The organism is Candidatus Pseudomonas phytovorans (assembly GCA_029202525.1).
In the GTDB taxonomy this organism is placed as follows: Bacteria; Pseudomonadota; Gammaproteobacteria; order Pseudomonadales; family Pseudomonadaceae; genus Aquipseudomonas; species Aquipseudomonas phytovorans.
The window spans coordinates 3,038,013-3,057,448 of sequence record CP119325.1 but is presented as its reverse complement, the minus strand read 5'-3'; the positions used below and the strand labels follow the sequence as shown (position 1 = coordinate 3,057,448).

General features: G+C 62.5%; 19 protein-coding genes. 12 read left to right on the top strand and 7 right to left on the bottom strand.

Features of this window, described 5'->3' with window-relative positions; translation table 11 throughout:
- Positions 1-83: 83 nt before the first annotated feature.
- From P0Y58_13735 to P0Y58_13720, 4 genes are all read right to left on the bottom strand, one after another.
- Entirely contained in the window at positions 84-1,754 is a 1,671-nt protein-coding gene (locus P0Y58_13735) for an ATP-binding protein (protein ID WEK33197.1), read from the bottom strand.
- Positions 1,738-2,901 carry an iron-containing alcohol dehydrogenase gene (locus P0Y58_13730; GenBank protein ID WEK33196.1) on the bottom strand — a complete coding sequence of 388 codons (1,164 nt, stop codon included), beginning with the start codon at positions 2,899-2,901 and terminating at the stop codon, positions 1,738-1,740. Before P0Y58_13730 ends, P0Y58_13735 begins: the two co-directional genes overlap by 17 nt.
- 143 nt (positions 2,902-3,044) lie before the next feature.
- Positions 3,045-3,116, bottom strand: a complete 72-nt coding sequence (gene pqqA, locus P0Y58_13725) for a pyrroloquinoline quinone precursor peptide PqqA (GenBank protein WEK33330.1) — start codon at positions 3,114-3,116, stop codon at positions 3,045-3,047.
- Positions 3,117-3,260: 144 nt separating this feature from the next.
- Positions 3,261-4,667 carry a cytosine permease gene (locus P0Y58_13720; protein ID WEK33195.1) on the bottom strand — a complete coding sequence of 469 codons (1,407 nt, stop codon included), beginning with the start codon at positions 4,665-4,667 and terminating at the stop codon, positions 3,261-3,263.
- A gap of 316 nt (positions 4,668-4,983) precedes the next feature.
- On the opposite strand from P0Y58_13720, the gene P0Y58_13715 reads away from it, so the two are divergent.
- From P0Y58_13715 to P0Y58_13670, 10 genes are all read left to right on the top strand, one after another.
- Entirely contained in the window at positions 4,984-5,469 is a 486-nt protein-coding gene (locus P0Y58_13715; protein WEK33194.1) for a flavin reductase family protein, read from the top strand.
- Between the two features lie 75 nt (positions 5,470-5,544).
- Positions 5,545-6,585, top strand: coding sequence for an LLM class flavin-dependent oxidoreductase (locus P0Y58_13710; protein ID WEK33193.1), 1,041 nt, complete (start codon positions 5,545-5,547; stop codon positions 6,583-6,585).
- Positions 6,586-6,909: 324 nt separating this feature from the next.
- Positions 6,910-7,506, top strand: coding sequence for an amino acid synthesis family protein (locus tag P0Y58_13705; protein ID WEK33192.1), 597 nt, complete (start codon positions 6,910-6,912; stop codon positions 7,504-7,506).
- Positions 7,507-7,574: 68 nt separating this feature from the next.
- On the top strand, positions 7,575-8,408 hold the full coding sequence (locus P0Y58_13700; protein ID WEK33191.1) for an alpha/beta fold hydrolase: 834 nt from the start codon (positions 7,575-7,577) through the stop codon (positions 8,406-8,408).
- Positions 8,405-9,886 carry an aldehyde dehydrogenase gene (locus P0Y58_13695; GenBank protein ID WEK33190.1) on the top strand — a complete coding sequence of 494 codons (1,482 nt, stop codon included), beginning with the start codon at positions 8,405-8,407 and terminating at the stop codon, positions 9,884-9,886. Before P0Y58_13700 ends, P0Y58_13695 begins: the two co-directional genes overlap by 4 nt.
- Before the next feature lie 13 nt (positions 9,887-9,899).
- Positions 9,900-10,385: a flavin reductase family protein gene (locus P0Y58_13690; protein WEK33189.1), complete on the top strand. Its 486-nt coding sequence runs from the start codon at positions 9,900-9,902 to the stop codon at positions 10,383-10,385.
- Between the two features lie 187 nt (positions 10,386-10,572).
- Positions 10,573-10,962 carry a carboxymuconolactone decarboxylase family protein gene (locus P0Y58_13685; protein ID WEK33188.1) on the top strand — a complete coding sequence of 130 codons (390 nt, stop codon included), beginning with the start codon at positions 10,573-10,575 and terminating at the stop codon, positions 10,960-10,962.
- Positions 10,963-11,050: 88 nt separating this feature from the next.
- Positions 11,051-11,803, top strand: coding sequence for a GntR family transcriptional regulator (locus P0Y58_13680; protein ID WEK33187.1), 753 nt, complete (start codon positions 11,051-11,053; stop codon positions 11,801-11,803).
- 2 nt (positions 11,804-11,805) lie between these two features.
- Positions 11,806-12,369: an NUDIX hydrolase gene (locus P0Y58_13675; GenBank protein ID WEK33186.1), complete on the top strand. Its 564-nt coding sequence runs from the start codon at positions 11,806-11,808 to the stop codon at positions 12,367-12,369.
- A gap of 54 nt (positions 12,370-12,423) precedes the next feature.
- On the top strand, positions 12,424-14,235 hold the full coding sequence (locus P0Y58_13670; protein ID WEK33185.1) for an ATP-binding protein: 1,812 nt from the start codon (positions 12,424-12,426) through the stop codon (positions 14,233-14,235).
- A 22-nt stretch (positions 14,236-14,257) separates the two neighbouring features.
- On the opposite strand, the gene P0Y58_13665 is transcribed toward P0Y58_13670, so the two are convergent.
- Both P0Y58_13665 and P0Y58_13660 read right to left on the bottom strand, forming a co-directional pair.
- Positions 14,258-14,890: a LysE family translocator gene (locus tag P0Y58_13665; GenBank protein ID WEK33184.1), complete on the bottom strand. Its 633-nt coding sequence runs from the start codon at positions 14,888-14,890 to the stop codon at positions 14,258-14,260.
- A 66-nt stretch (positions 14,891-14,956) separates the two neighbouring features.
- On the bottom strand, positions 14,957-15,571 hold the full coding sequence (locus P0Y58_13660) for a LysE family translocator (GenBank protein ID WEK33183.1): 615 nt from the start codon (positions 15,569-15,571) through the stop codon (positions 14,957-14,959).
- Positions 15,572-15,683: 112 nt separating this feature from the next.
- Between P0Y58_13660 and P0Y58_13655 the strand changes: the two genes are divergently transcribed.
- Complete coding sequence (locus P0Y58_13655) at positions 15,684-16,136, top strand: Lrp/AsnC family transcriptional regulator (GenBank protein WEK33182.1); 453 nt, start codon at positions 15,684-15,686, stop codon at positions 16,134-16,136.
- 295 nt (positions 16,137-16,431) lie between these two features.
- Positions 16,432-17,844, top strand: coding sequence for a cytosine permease (locus P0Y58_13650; protein ID WEK33181.1), 1,413 nt, complete (start codon positions 16,432-16,434; stop codon positions 17,842-17,844).
- Positions 17,845-17,971: 127 nt separating this feature from the next.
- On the opposite strand, the gene P0Y58_13645 is transcribed toward P0Y58_13650, so the two are convergent.
- Positions 17,972-19,276, bottom strand: coding sequence for an ammonium transporter (locus P0Y58_13645; protein ID WEK33180.1), 1,305 nt, complete (start codon positions 19,274-19,276; stop codon positions 17,972-17,974).
- Between the last annotated feature and the right edge of the window lie 160 nt (positions 19,277-19,436).

Genomic DNA, 19,436 nt, shown 5'->3' with positions numbered 1-19,436 from the left:
CCACAGGTACCTCACAAGTCTTGAATACTGTGATGTACTTGTGGGAGCGGGCGTGCCCGCGAAGGGCTGCAGAGCAGCCCCCTTCAATGTTCCTGCAGCAACTGGCTCAAGACCGCCCGTAACTTCCCGGGCTTGACCGGTTTGTTCAGTAGCGGCGCGCCCAGCTTCTGCAAGCCCTGTCGACATTGATCGCTGCGGTCTGCGGTAATGATCACCGCCGGTATGGCCACTGCAAAATGCTCACGCAAATACCTGACCACCTCGCAGCCCACCACGCCATGGTCCAGGTGGTAGTCGGCCAGGATCAGCTCCGGCGCCCGCCCTTGCAAGGCCAGCAAGGCGCCTGCCTGATCGGTCGCCGTCACCACCTCGCAGCCCCACTGCGCCAGCAGCGCGCCCATGCTTTCGAGGATGCTCACTTCATTATCCAGCACCAGCAGCCGGCGGCCCGGTAGCGGGTTGCCGACGCTTGGCAGCGGCGCAGCCTGGTGAACGGCCAGCGGCATGTCTTCGCCAATCGGCACCTCGATGCTGAACACCGAGCCACGCCCCGGCCACGAACGTACTTCGACCCGGTAGCCGAGAATCTTGGCAATCCGCTCAACGATGGCCAACCCCAGGCCCACGCCCTTGCGATCCGCAGCACGGCCGACGTCCAGCTGGTTGAATTCGAGAAAAATGGCCTGCAGCCGATCCGTCGCAATCCCCCGCCCGGTATCCCATACTTCCAGGCGCATACGGTCACCCCTGCGCCTGGCCCCCAGCAGGATCCGGCCTTCGTCAGTGTACCGGCAGGCATTGCTGAGGAAGTTGCGCAGGATACGCGTCATCAGCCGCAGGTCGGTGCTGATGGCAGAGTCCGGGATGCGTGCATGCAGCTTGAGGCCTTCAGCGTCGGCCACCGAACGGAACTCCGAGAGCAATGGCCCCAACAGCTCGTCGAGGCGGTACACGGCCACGTCCGGTTTGACCGCTGCCTGGTCAAGCCGGGAAATGTCCAGCAGGTCGGTCAGCAGGTCTTCGGCACCCTCCAGGGCCTGGTGGGTACGCTCCACCAACACGTGCTCGGCCTCTGGCAAGGGCCGCTCGCGCAAGGTGGAGATCAGCAGGCGGGCCGCATTCAGCGGTTGCAGCAGATCATGGCTGGCGGCGGCCAGGTATTTGTCCTTGCTGCGGTTGGCAGCCTCTGCGGCATCGCGGGCTTCCAGCAATTCATCGGTACGCGCAGCCACCCGTTGCTCCAGTTCGTCATTGAGCTGTTGCAGCCGTTGCTGGGCAAGCTTGCGTTCGGTGATGTCGGCAACAAAACCCTCCACCAGCCCTTCCTGTCCGGGCTTGAGCAGCAGGTTCATCAGCACATCGAGATGGCTGCCGTCCTTGCGCCGCAGGCGGGTTTCGTAGCCGTGCAGGCTGCGCTCACGGGCCAGGATCGCGGTAATCGCCTGCAACTCTTCAGCGCCGCCGTCAAAAAGGTTGGCAGCCAGGTCGGTCAGGGAAAACAATACCGCTTGCGGGTCGTCATAGCCGAGCATGCGCGCCAACGCCGGGTTGGCGGCACGCATGCCGTCCTGCAGGCTGGCCTGGAAAATCCCGTGCACGGCGTTCTCGAACAGCCATTTGTAGCGGTTGCGCTCGGCCTCCAGTTCATCCAGGCGCGCAGAAAGTTCCGGGTAGTGGCTTTTGCGTGCCGAGTGGTCACCCAGCCCCAGCAGCCCGGCCAGCGCGCGCTGCTGCTCGTCAGAGGGCCTCGCCATAAACCACCTCGACATCACGCTGGCTTGACGCACGGGGGTTGGTGAGGATGCACGGGTCATCCATTGCATGCTGCGACAGGAACGGAATATCAGAGGTACGCACCCCGTGCAGCCCCAGGGTCTCCTGGAAACCGATGGCGTGCTTCAACGCGATCAGGTGCTCCACCAGCCGCCCGCAGATCTGCCGATGGTTGAGGCCGCGGCAATCAATGCCGAACACCTCGGCAATCACCTTGAAGCGCTCCGGCGCCGAGCTGTAGTTGAACGCCACCACGTGCTCCACCAGTACGGCGTTGCACAAGCCATGGGGCAAGTCGAGGAAACCGCCCAGGCTGTGGGACATGGCGTGAACAGCGCCCAGAATCGCGTTGGAGAACGCCAGCCCCGCCTGCATGCTGCCCAGCATGATCTTCTCGCGCAGGGTGATGTCGGCCGGGTTGGCAATCATCTCCACCAGGTTGCCGTTGATCAGGCGCATGGCTTCCAGCGCGTGGGGGTCGGTCAGCGGGCCGTGGCCGGTGGAAACGAAGGCTTCGATGGCATGCACCAGCGCATCGATGCCGGTGCAGGCCGACAGGAACGGGTCCATGCTCAGGGTGGTTTGCGGGTCGATCAGCGACACGTCGGGCACCACCGCCTTGCTGACGATGGAAAACTTCATGCGTTCCTGCTGGTTGGAAATGATCACGAACTGCGACACATCCGCCGAGGTGCCGGCCGTGGTCGGGATCAGGATCAGCGGCGGGCTGGGCACGCGAATCATGTCCACGCCTTCGAATTCGAGGATGCTGCGCCCGTGGGCAACCACAATGCCGATGGCCTTGCCACAATCCATCGGGCTGCCGCCACCGACGGCGACAATCACATCGCAATGGTTTTGCCGGTAGATCTCGGCGCCAAGCATGACCTCTTCCACCCGAGGGTTGGGTGAAACGGCACTGTACAGGCAGTAATCGATGCCCTGCGCCTGCAGGCTGGCCTCTACGTCTGCCACCCAGCCGGCGGCGATCACGCCCGGGTCGCTGACCACCAGCACCTTGCGGGCTCCGAAGGTTTTCGCGTAATTGGCGACATTATGCCGGCAGCCGGCACCAAAGATGATTTCAGGCGATACGAACTTGCGAAGCGGGCTGAAACTCTGGCTCATTGGCAAGCCTGTTCTTATTGTTCTGGAAGGTAACCGCCAGCGTAAAGCATCCCGCAGCGAAAGCAACCAGACCCTTGGGTAGCGCTGGCTCAGCCACGGGCAATCAGGGGAACCGGCCACCGTAACGATGGCCGGGTGGCACATCAACGATTGGCGAAATACATCGTCACTTCAAAGCCGATGCGCAGGTCGGTAAAGGCGGGTTTATTCCACATGGGCAGTCCTCTTCTTGTGCCGGGGGTTCCGGTAGGGGCATTAATGCACGGGGAGTGCCAGGGCCGAATGCTACTTTGGAAGGAGCTTGCGGGGTGCCTTGGTAGGGGCTGCAATACAGCCCCGGTTACTGCAACTACGTGCTATCAGTCATTGATACTCAAAACCCGCCCCGCCTTCTCGGCAGCCTTGCCGCGGGTGGCCAGGCAGTAATACAGCGGCACCGTGACGATCAGGCCGAACAGCCAGGACAAGTCCGCCCCTTCGACAATGTTCGAGTACGGCCCCACGTACAGCGACGTATTGGCAAACGGCAGTTGCACCAGGATGCCGCAGGCATAGGCAATGATCGCGTGGTGGTTGAAGCGGCCATAGATGCCGCCGTCAGCACTGAAGATGGACGCGATGTCGTACTGGCCCTTCTTGATCAGGTAGAAGTCGATCAGGTTGATCGAAGCCCACGGCACCAGCACCAGCAACAGCGCCAGGATCAGGCCGATGAAGTGGCCGATGAAATCCGCCGAGGCGTTCAGTGCCACCAGCCCGCAACCCGCCAGAATCACCGAAGCCAGGATCACCCGCACCTTGATGCTTGGCGTCCACTCGGCCATGAAGGTCTGGATCGCGGTCACGATCGACAGCACGGCGCCATACAGGTTGAGGGCGTTGTGGCTGATGATGTTGAGCAGGAACAGCACCATCAGGATCGGGCCAAGCCAGCCGGTGGCCTGTTTCACTGCGTCCATCGCATCGGTGCCTTCCGGCACGCACAGCACTGCCACCGCGCCAAAGCTGAAGCACAGGATAGTGCCCAGGGTGGCGCCGAAGTAGGTCGCCCAGAACGGTTTGGCAATGCCCACTTCACGCGGCAGGTAGCGCGAGTAGTCGGAGGTGTATGGCGAGAAGCTGATCTGCCAGATGATGCCCAGCGACACGGTGGCAATGAAACCCGACAAGTTGAACGCGCCACGGCTGAAGAAGTCGGCCGGCAGTTCCTGGATGAACATCATGATGAAGCCGGCAAGCAATGCCGAACCCATCACCCAGGTACCGATACGGTTAAGGATGTGAATGAAGCGGTAGCCGATCACGCCGATGGCAGTAGCACTCAGTGCCCCGATCACGATCGCGCCCGGCATCGGCATGCTCGGGGCAATGCCGTGAATGGTCTTGCCCGCCAGGACAATGTTGGAGATGAAGAAGCCGACGTAGATCAGCGCAGTGAAGAACACGATCAGCAGAGCGCCGTAACGGCCGAACTGGCCACGGCTTTGCACCATTTGCGGAATGCCCAGCTGCGGTCCCTGCGCAGAGGCCAGGGCGATGACCACGCCGCCGACCAGATGGCCCAGCACGATGGCTATCAGCCCCCACAACAGGTTCAGGTGGAACACCTGGACCACCATGGCGCCGGTGACAATGGGCAGTGGCGCAATGTTGGTACTGAACCAGAGGGTGAACAGGTCGCGCGCCTTCCCGTGGCGCTCGGCAGGTGGAACGTAATCGACCGTGTGATTCTCGACAAACTGGTTTTGCGATGACGTCTGGGACATAGGATTCAGCTCGAAAGGTCGTTTTTATCTTTGTAAGGAAACCGCATCTAGGCGGCCTCTCAGCTGCGGACCATATTATGGTATTCCAAACTTTTGACAACACTGATCCGTACTAAAAAACGCCCGCTGATCTGCTTGCAAAACCCCTGCGACAAACCACCACACCGCCAAAGCCCACGTAATACGTGGCATTGAGCCGTTCATCGTGAAAACTGAGGCTTTAAAATTCTGCTTGCAAAATAGGTATTACGGTATACCATCAGACACATCAACGATAAAAACCGCGGCCCACCGCAGCCTTTCTGAGGTACACCAGATGATCGACGCAACCGTCTACAAGAACGTCCTGGGCTCCTTCCCGTCCGGCGTTACCGTCATCACCACCCTGGACGACGACGGCTCGGTCGTCGGCCTGACCGCCAGCGCCTTCTCCTCGCTGTCGATGGACCCGCCGCTGGTGCTGTTCTGCCCCAACTACACCTCCGACTCCTACCCGGTGCTGATCAAGCAGAAGCGTTTCGCCATTCACCTGCTCTCGGGTGAACAGCAGGCCGAAGCCTACGCGTTCGCCAAGAAGGGCAAGGACAAGGCCAGCGGCATCGAGTGGAGCCTGAGCGAACTGGGCAACCCGATCCTGGCCGGCGCCACCGCGGTAATCGAATGCGAATTGTGGCGTGAATATGAAGGTGGCGACCACGCCATCATGGTCGGCAAGGTGCATAACCTGATCGTCCCTGCAGAAGCGCCACGGCCGATGGTGTACTGCCGCGGCAAAATGGCCAGCCTGCCGGCCTTTGCCTGAAGCCTATTCTGAATCGAGACAACTGGCGCCACCCCTGCCCGGCGCCAGCCCCTTTCAAGCGTTGAGGAAAGCCACATGAAATTTTCGTTGTTCGTGCACATGGAACGTTGGGATGAACAGGTCAGCCACCGCCAGCTGTTCGAAGACCTGACCGAACTGACCTTGATGGCCGAAGACGGCGGTTTCAGCACTGTCTGGATCGGCGAACACCACGCCATGGAATACACCATTTCGCCAAGCCCGATGCCGCTGCTGGCCTACCTGGCCGCACGTACCGAGAAGATTCGCCTGGGCGCCGGCACCATCATCGCACCGTTCTGGAACCCGATCCGCGTGGCCGGCGAGTGCGCCCTGCTCGACGTGATCAGCAACGGCCGTATGGAAGTGGGCCTGGCCCGTGGCGCCTACCAGTTTGAGTTCGACCGCATGGCCAATGGCATGCCGGCTACCGACGGCGGCAAGGCGCTGCGCGAAATGGTGCCTGTGGTACGCAAACTGTGGGAAGGCGACTACGCCCACGATGGCGAAGTCTACAAGTTCCCTACCTCTACCAGCGTACCGAAGCCCTTCAACGCGACGCCGCCGATGTGGATCGCCGCCCGCGACCCGGACTCACATAACTTTGCCGTGGCCAACGGCTGCAACGTCATGGTCACACCGCTGATGAAGGGTGACGAAGAAGTACTGGACCTGAAGAACAAGTTCCAGGCCGCTCTCGAAAACAACCCGGACGTACCGCGCCCGCAACTGATGGTGCTGCGCCACACCCACGTGCACAGCCCGGCCGAGCCTGAAGGCTGGAAGGTCGGCGCTCAGGCCATCTCGCGCTTCTACCGCACCTTCGATGCCTGGTTTGGCAACAAGACTGTCCCAGTCAATGGCTTCCTTGAGCCAAGCCCGGAGTCGAAGTTTGCCGAAGTGCCGGCGTTCCAGCTGGAGAACATCCGCAAGAACACCATGATCGGTACGCCGGAAGAAATCATCGCGCGTATCAAGTACTACCAGGAGCTCGGCGTCGACGAGTTCAGTTTCTGGTGCGACAACAGCCTGCCCCACGCCGAGAAGAAGAAGTCACTGGAGCTGTTCATCAAGGAAGTGGTGCCGGCGTTCGCCTGAATTCCCTTTGCCTGAAACATTGCGGGACGCGCCCGCTCCCGTGGGCCCCCGTGGCCTGCGTGAGCGGGCTTTTTTTGTGAAACTTGCACTGACCTCTTCGCGGGCGCGCCCGCTCCCACAGGTGCAGCACAGGCCTCGAAAGCTGTGCAGTCAATGTGGGAGCGGGCAAGCCCGCGAAGAGGCCAGTACAGACACCACAAAATACAGGGCATCACGGCACCTTTCGTCCCTCCACAAGAGAATTTTCACCCCCCCTCTTGCACAACAAATATTATGGTATACCATCAGACAGCAAGAGCTGATAACCCTCACTAGGAGCCACCCATGAGTTTCGAAATCCGCAAGATCGTCACCTACTCCGAAGAGACCCGCATCGAAGGCGGCAAGGCCACCGACAAGCCGGTGACCATGGTCGGCCTGGCCGTCGTGATCAAGAACCCATGGGCCGGTCGCGGTTTTGTTGATGATCTGAAGCCGGAAATCCGCGAGAGCTGCTCGGAGCTGGGTGCCCTGATGGTCGAGCGCCTGACTGCCGCCATCGGCGGTGCCGACAAGATCGAGGCCTACGGTAAAGCTGCTGTGGTCGGCGCCGACGGCGAAATCGAGCACGCCTCGGCGGTGATCCACACCCTGCGCTTTGGCAACCACTACCGCGAAGCGGTACAGGCCAAGAGCTACCTGAGCTTCACCAACAAGCGCGGCGGCCCTGGCACCTCGATCCAGATCCCGATGATGCAGAAGGACGACGAAGGCCTGCGTTCGCACTACATCACCCTGGAGATGCAGATAGAAGACGCCCCGCGCGCCGATGAAATCGTCGTGGTGCTGGGCGCTGCCGACGGCGGCCGCCTGCACCCGCGTATCGGCAACCGCTACATCGACCTGGAAGAACTGGCTGCCGAAAAAGCCAACGCTCAATAACAACAACCAAGACGGGCCGGGGCGTGGCGTGCTTACCCGCCGCGCCCGACCTTCAAGGAGCGCCCTCCATGATTCAGCCTGTCGCTGAACGCACACCTGCCGGCACCAGCTACCTGTCCGTCGGCCAGGGCCAGCCTGTGGTACTGATCCACGGCGTAGGCCTGAACAAAGAAATGTGGGGTGGCCAGATCGTTGGCCTGGCCAACGACTACCGCGTCATCGCCTACGACATGCTCGGCCACGGTCAAAGCCAGGTACCGGCTGCCGACACGCCGCTGGAAGGCTACGCCGACCAGCTCGCCGAACTGCTCGACCACCTGCAAATTCAACAAGCGACCGTGATCGGCTTCTCCATGGGTGGCCTGGTTGCCCGTGCATTTGCCCTCAACTACCCGCAGCGCCTGGCTGCCCTGGTAGTGCTCAACAGCGTGTTCAACCGCACCCCCGAGCAAAGTGCCGGTGTTATTGCCCGCGCAGCCCAGGCGGCGGAGCTGGGCCCCGACGCCAACGTCGATGCTGCCCTCGACCGCTGGTTCAGCCGTGAATACAAAGCTGCAAACCCCGCGCAGGTCGCCGCCATTCGCCAAGTGCTGGCGAGCAATGACCCGCAGGGCTACCACACTACGTATTCGCTGTTCGCCACCCAGGACATGTACCGCGCCGACGACCTGGGCAGCATCCAGGTGCCGACGCTGATCGCCACCGGCGAACTCGACTCGGGCTCTACCCCGGCCATGACCCGCCAGCTTGCCGCCAGCATTCCGGGTGCGCACAGTGTGGTCCTGGCCGAGCAACGGCATATGATGCCGGTGGAAGCACCCCGTGAAGTCAACAAGATGCTGCTGGACTTCCTCGCCCAAGCGCGCACCCTCACCGAATCCGCCAAGGGGATAGTTGCATGACCCTCGTTCGTTTCCAGATGTGCATCGACGGCCAATGGCGCGATGCCCAGAGCGGCAAGACCTTCGACAGCCTCAACCCCGCCACCGCCCAAGTGTGGGCGCAGCTGCCCGACGCTGACGAAGCCGACGTGGAGCTGGCCGTACAGGCCGCCCAACGTGCTTTCGACAGTAAAGAGTGGCGCAGCATCACCGCCACCGCACGCGGCAAGCTGCTGCGTCGCCTGGGTGACCTGATTGCCGAGAACAAAGAGCACCTGGCCCAGCTGGAAAGCCGTGACAACGGCAAGCTGATCCGCGAAACCCGCGGCCAGGTCGGCTACCTGCCAGAGTTCTTCCACTACACCGCAGGCCTGGCCGACAAGATCGAAGGCGGTACCCTGCCGCTGGACAAGCCTGACCTGTTCGCCTACACCGTGCACGAGCCGATCGGCGTGGTCGCCGGCATCATCCCGTGGAACAGCCCGCTGTACCTCACCGCGATCAAGCTGGCACCGGCCCTGGCTGCTGGCAACACCATCGTGCTCAAACCTTCCGAACATGCCTCGGCGACCATCCTCGAACTGGCCCGCCTGGCCCTGGAGGCCGGCTTCCCGGCGGGTGTTGTCAACGTAGTCACCGGCTATGGCCCAAGCACCGGCGCGGCGCTGACCCGCCACCCACTGGTGCGCAAGATCGCCTTCACCGGCGGCGCCGCCACTGCCCGCCATGTGGTGCGCAGCAGCGCCGAGAACTTCGCCAAGTTGTCGCTGGAACTGGGCGGCAAGTCGCCGAACATCATCTTCGCCGACGCCGACCTGGACAGCGCCATCAACGGCGCCGTGGCCGGCATCTATGCTGCCTCCGGGCAAAGCTGCGTGGCCGGCTCGCGCTTGCTGGTGCAGGACGAGATTTTCGACGAGTTCGTCGCCCGCCTGATCGAGCGCGCCAAGCGCATCAAGATCGGCAACCCGCAGGACGATGCCAGCGAGATGGGCCCGATGGCCACTGCCCAGCAACTGGCCGTGGTCGAAGGCCTGGTGGCTGCGGCCAAGGCCGAAGGCGCCAAGCTGCACATGGGCGGCAAGCGTGCCGAAGTCGAGGGTGAAGGCTGGTTCTACGAGCCAACCCTGTTCGAGTGCGACAACCACTCGATGACCATCATGCAGGAAGAAGTGTTCGGCCCGGTCGCGGCGGTGATCCGCTTCAAGACCGAGGAAGAGGCGCTTGAGATGGCCAACGACTCGCAGTTCGGCCTGGCCGCCGGTATCTGGACCCGCGACCTGGGCCGTGCCCACCGGCTGGCCCGTGACGTGCGTTCGGGGATCATCTGGGTCAACACCTACCGCGCCGTGTCGGCCATGGCGCCGATCGGTGGTTTCAAGAACAGCGGCTACGGCCGTGAGAGCGGCATCGATTCGGTGCTGGCCTATACCGAGCTGAAGACCGTGTGGATCAACCTGTCCACCGCGCCGATGCCCGACCCGTTTGTGATGCGTTAAGAGGTAGCACGAGATGATCGAACCCGGCATCTACAAAGACGTGATGGGCTCCTTCCCGTCCGGCGTCACGGTAGTGACCACCCTGGACGCCGACGGCGCCATCGTCGGCATCACCGCCAGTGCGTTCAGCGCGCTGTCGATCGACCCGGCGCTGGTGCTGTTCTGCCCCAACTACGCCTCCGACACCTACCCGATCCTGCGTGACAGCAAGCAGTTCGCGATTCACCTGCTGTCGGCCGATCAGACGGCGGAGGCCTATGCCTTCGCCGGCAAAGGCAAGGACAAGGCCAAAGGTATCGAGTGGCAATTGAGCGAGCTGGGTAACCCGTTGCTGGTCAAGGCCACGGCGATCATCGAGTGCGAACTGTGGCGCGAGTACGACGGCGGTGACCACGCGATCATCGTCGGTGCGGTGAAGAACCTGGTGCTGCCGGCCGAGCCGGTGACGCCGATGGTCTACCACAAAGGCAAGCTGGGCGCCCTGCCGCCGCTCGGCTGACAGACTCCATTGGGCTCTTCGCGGGCTTGCCCGCTCCCACAGGGATCGCGCAAAAGCTGAAGCCTGTGCAATACCTGTGGGAGCGGGCAAGCCCGCGAAGAAGCCAACACCGATAACCCTGTTTTCGGGGGCCGCGCTATCGTCTCACCCTCGGTTGCGGCCCCTTTTTTCTTCCGGAGTACGGCACATGAGTAACGAGAAGTACGACAAGGGCCTGCAGATCCGCACCCAGGTGCTGGGCGAGGACTACGTCAACCGCTCGATCCAGAACGCCGACGAGTTCACCAAACCCTTGCAGGAACTGGTCACCGAATACTGCTGGGGCCACGTCTGGGGCCGCGAAGGCTTGTCGCTCAAAGAGCGCAGCATGATAAACTTGGCAATGATTTCCGCGCTCAACCGGCCCCACGAGCTCAAGCTGCACATTCGCGGCGCATTGCGCAATGGCCTGAGCCGTGAACAGATTCGCGAAATTCTGCTCCAGGTCGGCATTTACTGCGGCGTACCCGCGGCGGTAGACAGCTTCCGCCTGGCCCGAGAAGCGTTTGCCGAAGCCGATGCGGAGTCAACCCGTTAACAACGGGCTGTTCGAACCACTGCATGGAAAGCCTCGGTTCGGGGCGTTCCGCGATGTTGGCGCAACAGCCTCTTAAAGAGCGCACCTGATGAAACGCCAGCCACTCGACGACAGCTTCAAGGTCAACCGCAACCCCGTTACCCTGCGCGAAATCGTGCTCGACAAGCTGCGCGCCGCGATCATGAACTTCCACCTGCTGCCCGGCGACCGCCTGGTCGAGCGCGACCTCTGTGACCGCCTCGGAGTCAGCCGCACCTCGGTGCGTGAAGCCCTGCGCCACCTGGAGTCCGAAGGCCTGGTGGAATTTGCCGATGCCAAAGGCCCGCGCGTCGCCATCATTACCCTTGAAGACGCCCGCGACATCTACGAGCTGCGCTGCGTGCTCGAAGGCCTGATCGTGCAGCTGTTCACTCTGAATGCCAAGGCCAAGGACATCCGTGCCCTGGAACGCGCGCTGGAAGTCAACCGCGAGGCCCTCGAAGAGGGCGAGCTGCAGCAGGTGCTGGATTCGGTGCAAGGCTTCTACGACGTGCTGCTGGAAGGCTCCGGCAACCAGGTGGCAGCCCAGCAGCTGCGCCAGTTGCAGGCACGCATCAGCTACTTGCGCGCCACCTCGGTTTCGCAGGAAAACCGCCGTGGCGCCAGCAACCGCGAAATGGAAAAGATCGTCGAAGCGATCAAGGGTGGCGACCCGCTGGTGGCCCATCAGGCTTCGGTCGACCACGTCCGCGCTGCCGCCAAAGTGGCACTGGACTACCTGCGTCAGAAGCAGGACGACAACCCCAAGGTGCGCGACATTGTCGAGCCCCTGGCCCTCAAGGAACCCCGCATAGGTCGCTGATCATGCCCACTGCCCCGCGCTACTGCCCGCACTGCACCACGGAACTGGCCCGGGGCGTTCCCACAGGCGACACCCACGAACGCCTGCACTGCGCCGGCTGCGGCTACATCCATTACATCAACCCGAAGATCATCGCGGGCTGCATCATCGAGCGCGATGGCAAATACCTGTTGTGCCAGCGCGCCATCCCGCCGCGCCCCGGCACCTGGACCTTGCCGGCCGGGTTCATGGAGGCTGGCGAAACCACCGAGCAGGCGGCCCTGCGCGAGGTCTGGGAAGAAAGCGGCGTGCGCGCCGACATCGTCTCGCCGTACTCGATCTTCAGCGTGCCTATAATCTCCGAGGTGTACATCATTTTCCGCGCCATCGTCACCGAAGAGACCGGGCAGTATGGGCCGGAGACACTGGCGTACAAGTTCTTCGAACCCGACGAGATCCCGTGGGACGAGATCTACTACCCGGCAATCCGGCAGATTCTGGAGCGCTACATCCTCGAGCGCCAGGCCGGTGTTTACGGCATTTACATGGGCAATGACGACACCGGCAAGGTGCACTTCATTCGCTAACCGGCTATTCTCGGTGCACCCTAAAGGCCTTGAGTAACAGGACCGGCAGCGCACATGGCGAAATGGCTAGACGGCGGCGGATTGATGGCCGAGCGCATCCGCAACCACGAATGGGCCACGACCCCCCTGGGCCCACTGGAACACTGGCCCGACACCCTGAAGACCACTTTGGCCGTGTGCCTGGCCTCACGTTTCCCGCAGGCCGTGCTCTGGGGCCCCGACCTGCTCACCCTGCACAACGACGCCTTCACCCAGATTCTCGGGCGCAAGCCCTTGGCACTGGGCATTCCCTTCGGCGACGTGTGGCAGGAAGCCTGGGCTGACATAAGCGCCATGGCCGACCGCGCGCTGGCGGGTGAAGCGGTGTACATCGAAGACTTTCCGCTGACCATCGAGCGCAACGGCAGCCCCGAGCGGGCCTATTTCACCTTCTGCTACAGCCCGATTCGCGGCCTTGATGGCGAGGTGCTGGGCATGCTCGATACGGTCACCGAAACCACCGCCAGCGTGGTCACCAACCAGCGGCTGAATTTTCTCGACAACCTCGGCCGCGCCGTGGCCGACGCCACCGACCCGGACCAGATCATGGCCATCATCACGCGCATGCTGGTCGAGCACCTTGGCCTGTCCAGTTGCGCCTATGCGGTAATGGAGCCGGACGAGGACGGTTTCACCATCTGCGGCGATGCGGTGGCACCCGGCTCACCGCGCCTGGTCGGCCAGTATCACCTGCATGACTTCGGCCGCCTGGCGGTCAGCCGCCTGCGCAGCGGGCTGGCCCTGGTGATCAATGACAACCTCCGCGAACTGGCCGCTGACGAGGCGGCAACATTTCAGGCCATCGGCATTACTGCCACCATCTGTATGCCACTGATCAAAGGTGGCAGGCTGACTGCGCTGATGGCAATTCATGACCGTGTGCCACGGGTATGGACCGACTACGAACAAGCACTGATCAGCGAGGTGACCGAACGTTGCTGGGCGCATATCCAGCGGGCTCAGGCCCATGCCGAAGTGCGCGAGGCGATGGCGGCACTTGAAGCGCTCAACGCCACCCTGGAACACCGCGTCGAAGAACGCACGGCCCAGTTGCTGCATACCGAGGCCGTGCTACGCCAGACACAAAAGCTCGAAGCCATCGGCCAACTGACCGGGGGCGTGGCCCACGATTTCAACAACCTGCTGACCATCATCCGCTCATCGTTGCACTTTCTGCAGCGCCCCAACCTCGATGAGAAACGCCGCGAGCGCTACATCAAGACAATATCTGACACGGTGGACCGAGGCGCCAAACTGACCGGCCAGCTACTGGCCTTCGCCCGCCGCCAGGCGCTGAGCCCGCAACTGTTCGAGGCCGGGCCACGGCTGGAGGCCATGGCCGACATGCTCGACACCGCCACCGGCGCACGCATCCAGGTCCAGCTGCAGTTGCCGCAAGCGCCCTGCCATATCCGCGCTGACCTCAACCAACTGGAAACCGCAGTCATCAACCTGATGCTCAATGGCCGCGATGCCATGGCGGGCGAAGGCGCCTTGCAACTGCGCCTGCAGGCGAACCAGCGCCTGCCAGCCCTGCGCGGCCAGCCGTCACAGCCCGGCCAGTTCGCAGCGATTTCGGTGAGCGACAATGGGACCGGCATCGCCGCCGACATGCTTGAGCGCATCTTCGATCCGTTCTTCACCACCAAGGCACCGGGCGAAGGCACCGGCCTCGGCTTGTCGCAGGTGTTCGGCTTTGCCAAGCAGTCCGGTGGCGATGTTCAGGTCAACAGCGTCGCCGGCCAAGGCACCACGTTTACCCTCTATCTGCCGCAGGAGGATCCGCCTGCGACCTCGCCCGAAGACACCTCGGCCAGCAGCCACTGATACCTTGCAGCACGATGCGCGATCAACGGCGCCCTTCTGCCAGCATGCGCAGCGCCAGCCCTGCCAGCACCGTCCCCATCAACCAACGCTGAACCTGTTGCCAAAGCGGCCTGCCCGCCAGGAATACAGCGATGGACCCGGCCATGACCGCGATCAACGCGTTGACCGTGACGCTGATGGCGATCTGCGTCGAACCCAGTACCAACGACTGCACCAATACGCTGCCATGCCCCGGCTCGACGAACTGCGGCATCAGCGACAGGTACATGACAGCAATCTTGGGGTTGAGCAGGCTGGTGGCAAAACCCATGGTGAATAGCCGCCGCGGGCTGTCGGCGGGCAGGTCACGGACCTGAAACGGTGAACGGCCACCGGGGCGCAGCGCCTGCCAGGCCAGGTACAACAGGTACAATGCACCACCGATCCGCAACGCGTCGTAGGCAAAAGGTACCGCCATTACCAACGCGGTAATACCCAATGCAGCGCAGAACATGTAGATGACAAAGCCCAACGCCACACCGCCAAGGGAAATCAACCCGGCCTTGCGGCCCTGGCAGATCGAGCGGGAGATCAGGTAGATCATGTTCGGCCCCGGGGTCAGGACCATGCCGAGGCAGATCAGGCCGAAAGTGAGCAGTTGCGTTGTTTCAGGCATGGGGCACATCCTGGTTGTGCGTGAAGTTGCAGCGAGTGTATCTGAAGCCCTTTGCAACCGGTCAAGTCAGTTGATTTGCCCGGCAATCAAGCCCAGGGCCACTGTAATCATCGCCACCCCCGACACCCGCCCGACCAGCTTCGCGGCCCCCGGCCGGGTGCTCAGGACTGCTTTGGCGCCATAACCGACCAGTGAGTAGATCACCAGCGAACTGCACAGGTGCACCAGCCCCAGCAGCAGGATCTGCAACGGCACCGGCCAGCTCGATTGCGGGTCGGTGAACTGCGGCAGCAAGGCCAGGAACAGCAAGAAAACCTTCGGGTTCAGGCCGCTGACGCAAAACCCTTTCAACGCCCAGCGCGAGCCCGATTCCCCGGCACCACCCTGCCCGGCCTCGGGCATTGCCGGGCTCAGCAACAGATTGCCGCCCAGCCACAACAGGTAGCTGCACCCTGCCAAGGTCAGCAGGGTGAGCGCCAGCGGGTGGCCCGCCAACAGGCTGCCGACACCTGCAGCCACCACCAGCGTCGCCAGGAAGTGCCCCGACAACATCCCCGCCACGGCGGGCATCACCCAGCGCCCGCGCATGCCTGCCGAGATGGCATAGGCCCAGTCTGCACCGGGGGTGATCACGAACAGCATCGACACGGCCCAAAACGCCGTCAGCACACTGATAGCCACTTGAATCTTCCTTATCTACTGCTTTTGGATGTAGAAAGATTACGGATTCCACCCGGGGATTTTCTTTCGTATATTCCCCATCAGCATTCATTTACTAGAAGATTCTCCCTCTATGGACCGAACAGATCGAAAGATCCTTGCCGAACTGCAAAAAGATGGGCGGTTGTCGGTAACTGAACTGGCCGATCGCGTAGGGCTCAGCCTGTCGCCCTGCCACCGGCGCTTGAAGGCACTGGAAGAGTCCGGAGCGATTCTGGGCTATCACGCCCGCCTTGCGCCGAGCGCCCTGGGGCTGAACTTTGCCGCGTTGGTATTCGTGACGCTGCGCGAGGTGACCCGGCAGCCGGTGGCGGACTTTGAGGCGGCACTGGCCGAAATCCCGCAGATAGTCGAAGCGCAGCGCCTGTTCGGTGACCCGGACTACCTGTTGCATGTGGTAGCCAAGGACCTGCCGGCCTTTCAAAAGCTGTATGACGAGCAACTGACCAGCATTCCCAATGTGAAGCGGCTGAGCTCGACACTGGTGATGAAGGAAGTGATTCAGGACCGGTTGTTGCCGATGTAGCCGTGAATTCCGGTGCGCTGTAAACGCGCACGACGCACCACCAATGCACACCACTTCACGCCAGGCCGAAGCCAAAGCCCTCTACCTCAAGCCTTCCCGCCAGCTGGCACTCTCCTTGCTACCGTCCACCGCTTAAGCTTTTGTCAGCCTTAGGTTTTTTAAGGTTTATGGGTACAAATTTACTAATTTCCCGTTACCCCAGCGCCCCGCATCATCGCTCCAACAAGAACGCGTTGCCCTTCGCCGGCACGCCCCCGGGCAGTTCCCGATGCCCTACCTTGCCTTGGAGTCAGTCATGACCAGTGCAGCCAATTCGGCACCCCTCATAGAAAAACACACGATCGGCTACGTGCCCCCGCAAGACCGCCATGGAAAGGTAAGGGATCTGTTCACACTGTGGTTCGGCGGCAACATTGCGCCGCTGCCCATCGTCACCGGCGCGCTGGGCGTGCAGCTGTTTCACCTGAACCTGATCTGGGGCATCGTTGCCATCCTGGTCGGCCACTTGGTCGGTGGTGTGCTGATGGCGCTGCACTCGGCACAAGGCCCGCAAATGGGCATCCCGCAGATGATCCAGAGCCGCGCCCAGTTCGGCACCCTCGGTGCGCTGCTGGTGGTGGTGATCGCCGGGGTCATGTACATCGGTTTCTTCGCCTCCAACATCGTCCTCGCCGGCAAGTCGCTGCATGGTGTGGTCGAGGCCGTACCGGTGCCGGTGGGCATCGTTATCGGTGCGTTGGGGTCGGGCATCATCGGCATCATCGGCTACCGCTTCATCCATGTGCTCAACCGTATCGGCACCTGGGTGCTGGGCATCGGTATCGTGGTCGGTTTCGCTTACATCTTCACCCATGTGCAAAGCGACGACTTCCTCACCCGCGGCGGCTTCAACCTGGCCGGCTGGCTGGCCACCGTGTCGCTGGCGGCGCTGTGGCAGATTGCCTTCGCGCCTTATGTATCGGACTACTCGCGCTACCTGCCGGCAGATGTGAAAGTCAGCTCGACCTTCTGGACCACCTACCTGGGCTCGGCCCTGGGTTCGAGCCTGTCGTTCATCTTCGGCGCCGTGGCGGTACTGGCAATCCCGGCCGGCATGGACACCATGGATGCGGTCAAGCTGGCCACCGGCACCCTGGGCCCGATCATGCTGGTGCTGTTCCTGCTCAGCGTGATCAGCCATAACGCCCTGAACCTGTACGGCGCGGTGCTTTCGATCATCACCCTGGTGCAAACCTTCGCCTACCGCTGGATCCCCACCGCCAAAAGCCGCGCCGTGCTGTCGCTGATCGTGCTGTCGGCCTGCAGCGTGGTGGCGGTGTTCGCCTCGGCGGACTTCATCGGCCACTTCGTCGACATGGTGCTGGTGCTGCTGGTGGTGCTGGTGCCGTGGACGGCGATCAACCTGATCGACTTCTACGCCATCCACAAAGGTGACTACGACATCCAGTCGATCTTCCAGGTTGATGGCGGTATTTATGGGCGCTACAACCCGCAAGCGCTGATCGCCTATGCGGTGGGCATCGCGGTGCAGATCCCGTTCATGAACACGCCACTGTACGTCGGGCCGATTTCCGAGCACATCAACGGGGCTGACTTGTCTTGGCTGGTCGGGCTGGCGGTGACCTCGCCGCTGTATTGGTGGCTGGCCAGCCGTGACAGTGCCTACCGTCGTCGGCAGACGAGCGCCAAGTTGGCCATGGGGCACTGATTCAACCTGTACCGGCCTCTTCGCGGGACAAGCCCGCTCCCACAGGACAGCCACAGGTTTCCAATGCTGAGGGGACCTGTGGGAGCGGGCTTGTCCCGCGAAGAGGCCGGCACAGGCAACAGATCAATCAGAGGTTGTAGGCCCGCTCATTGTGCTCCGCAAGGTCCAGCCCCTGCTCTTCCTCTTCCCGGCTGGCCCGCAGCCCGATGGTCAGTTTGATGGCACCCAGAATCGCCCAACTCACCACGAAGCAATAGATGAACGTGAATGCTACCCCCTTCAACTGCACCAGTGCCTGCCCGATCGGCGAAACGCCCTCCACGTAGCCGCCCAGCGCCGGCGCCGCAAACACCCCGGTCAGAATCGCCCCGACCATGCCGCCTACACCATGCAGGCCGAACACATCCAGGCTGTCGTCATAACCCAGTACTTGCTTCAACCGGGTGACGGCAAAGAAGCAGATGGCCCCGGTCAGCAAGCCGATCACCAAGGCCCCAAGTGGCCCGACAAAGGCACAGGCCGGCGTGATACCCACCAACCCGGCCAGCGCACCAGAAGCCGCGCCAAGCGCGGTTGGCCGACCATGCATGACCTTCTCGGTCAGCAACCAGCCGACAATGCCGGCACAAGCCGCCACCATGGTCGCCAGCATCACCACCCCCGCCCCCTCGTTGGCCGCCAGCCCCGACCCCACGTTGAAGCCGAACCAGCCCACCCACAGCAGCCCCGCACCCACCAGGGTAAAGCCGAGGTTGTGCGGCGGCATGGCCACCTGCGGGTAGCCCTTGCGCTTGCCCAGCATCAACGCCGCAGCCAAGGCAGCCACACCGGAGTTGATATGCACCGCAGTACCACCGGCGAAGTCCAGCACGCCCCAGTTGACCATCAGCGCCCCCGGCCCGCCCCACACCATATGGGCGATCGGCGCGTACACCAGCACGAACCACGCCGCCATGAACAGCAGCGAGGCACTGAACTTCATGCGTTCGGCAAAACCCCCGGCAATCAGCGCCGGGGTGATGATGGCGAACGTCAGCTGAAATACTGCAAACACGCCCTCGGGGATGGTGCCGACCAGGCTGTCATGGCCGATATCCAGCATCAGTGCCTTGTCCAGCCCCCCGATGAAACTGTTGAGGGTGAGCTGGCCTTCGACCATGCCGCTGGTGTCGACCACCAGGCTGTAGCCGAACAGCACCCAGAGGATGCCGATCACCCCGGCCACGGCGAACAACTGGGTAAACACCGAGAGGAAGTTCTTGGCCCGTACCATGCCGCCGTAGAACAGCGCCAGGCCCGGGATGCACATCATCAGCACGAACATTGCGGCGCAGATCATCCAGGCGGTGTTGCCGGTGTCCAGGACAGGTTCGGCGGCCTGGGCCCGGGAAGTCAGGGCTAACAACATTACAGCGAGGGTGAGGTGCTTCATGGAGTCACTCCTGTGTGAATGATGGATGGCCCTTGGGGCTGCTTTGCAGCCCTTCGCGGGCACGCCTGCTCCCACAGGGGTTGCACAGATCTCAAGCCCCGTGCTGTACCTGTGGGAGCGGGCGTGCCCGCGAAGGGCCGCAACGCGGCCCCAATTACCG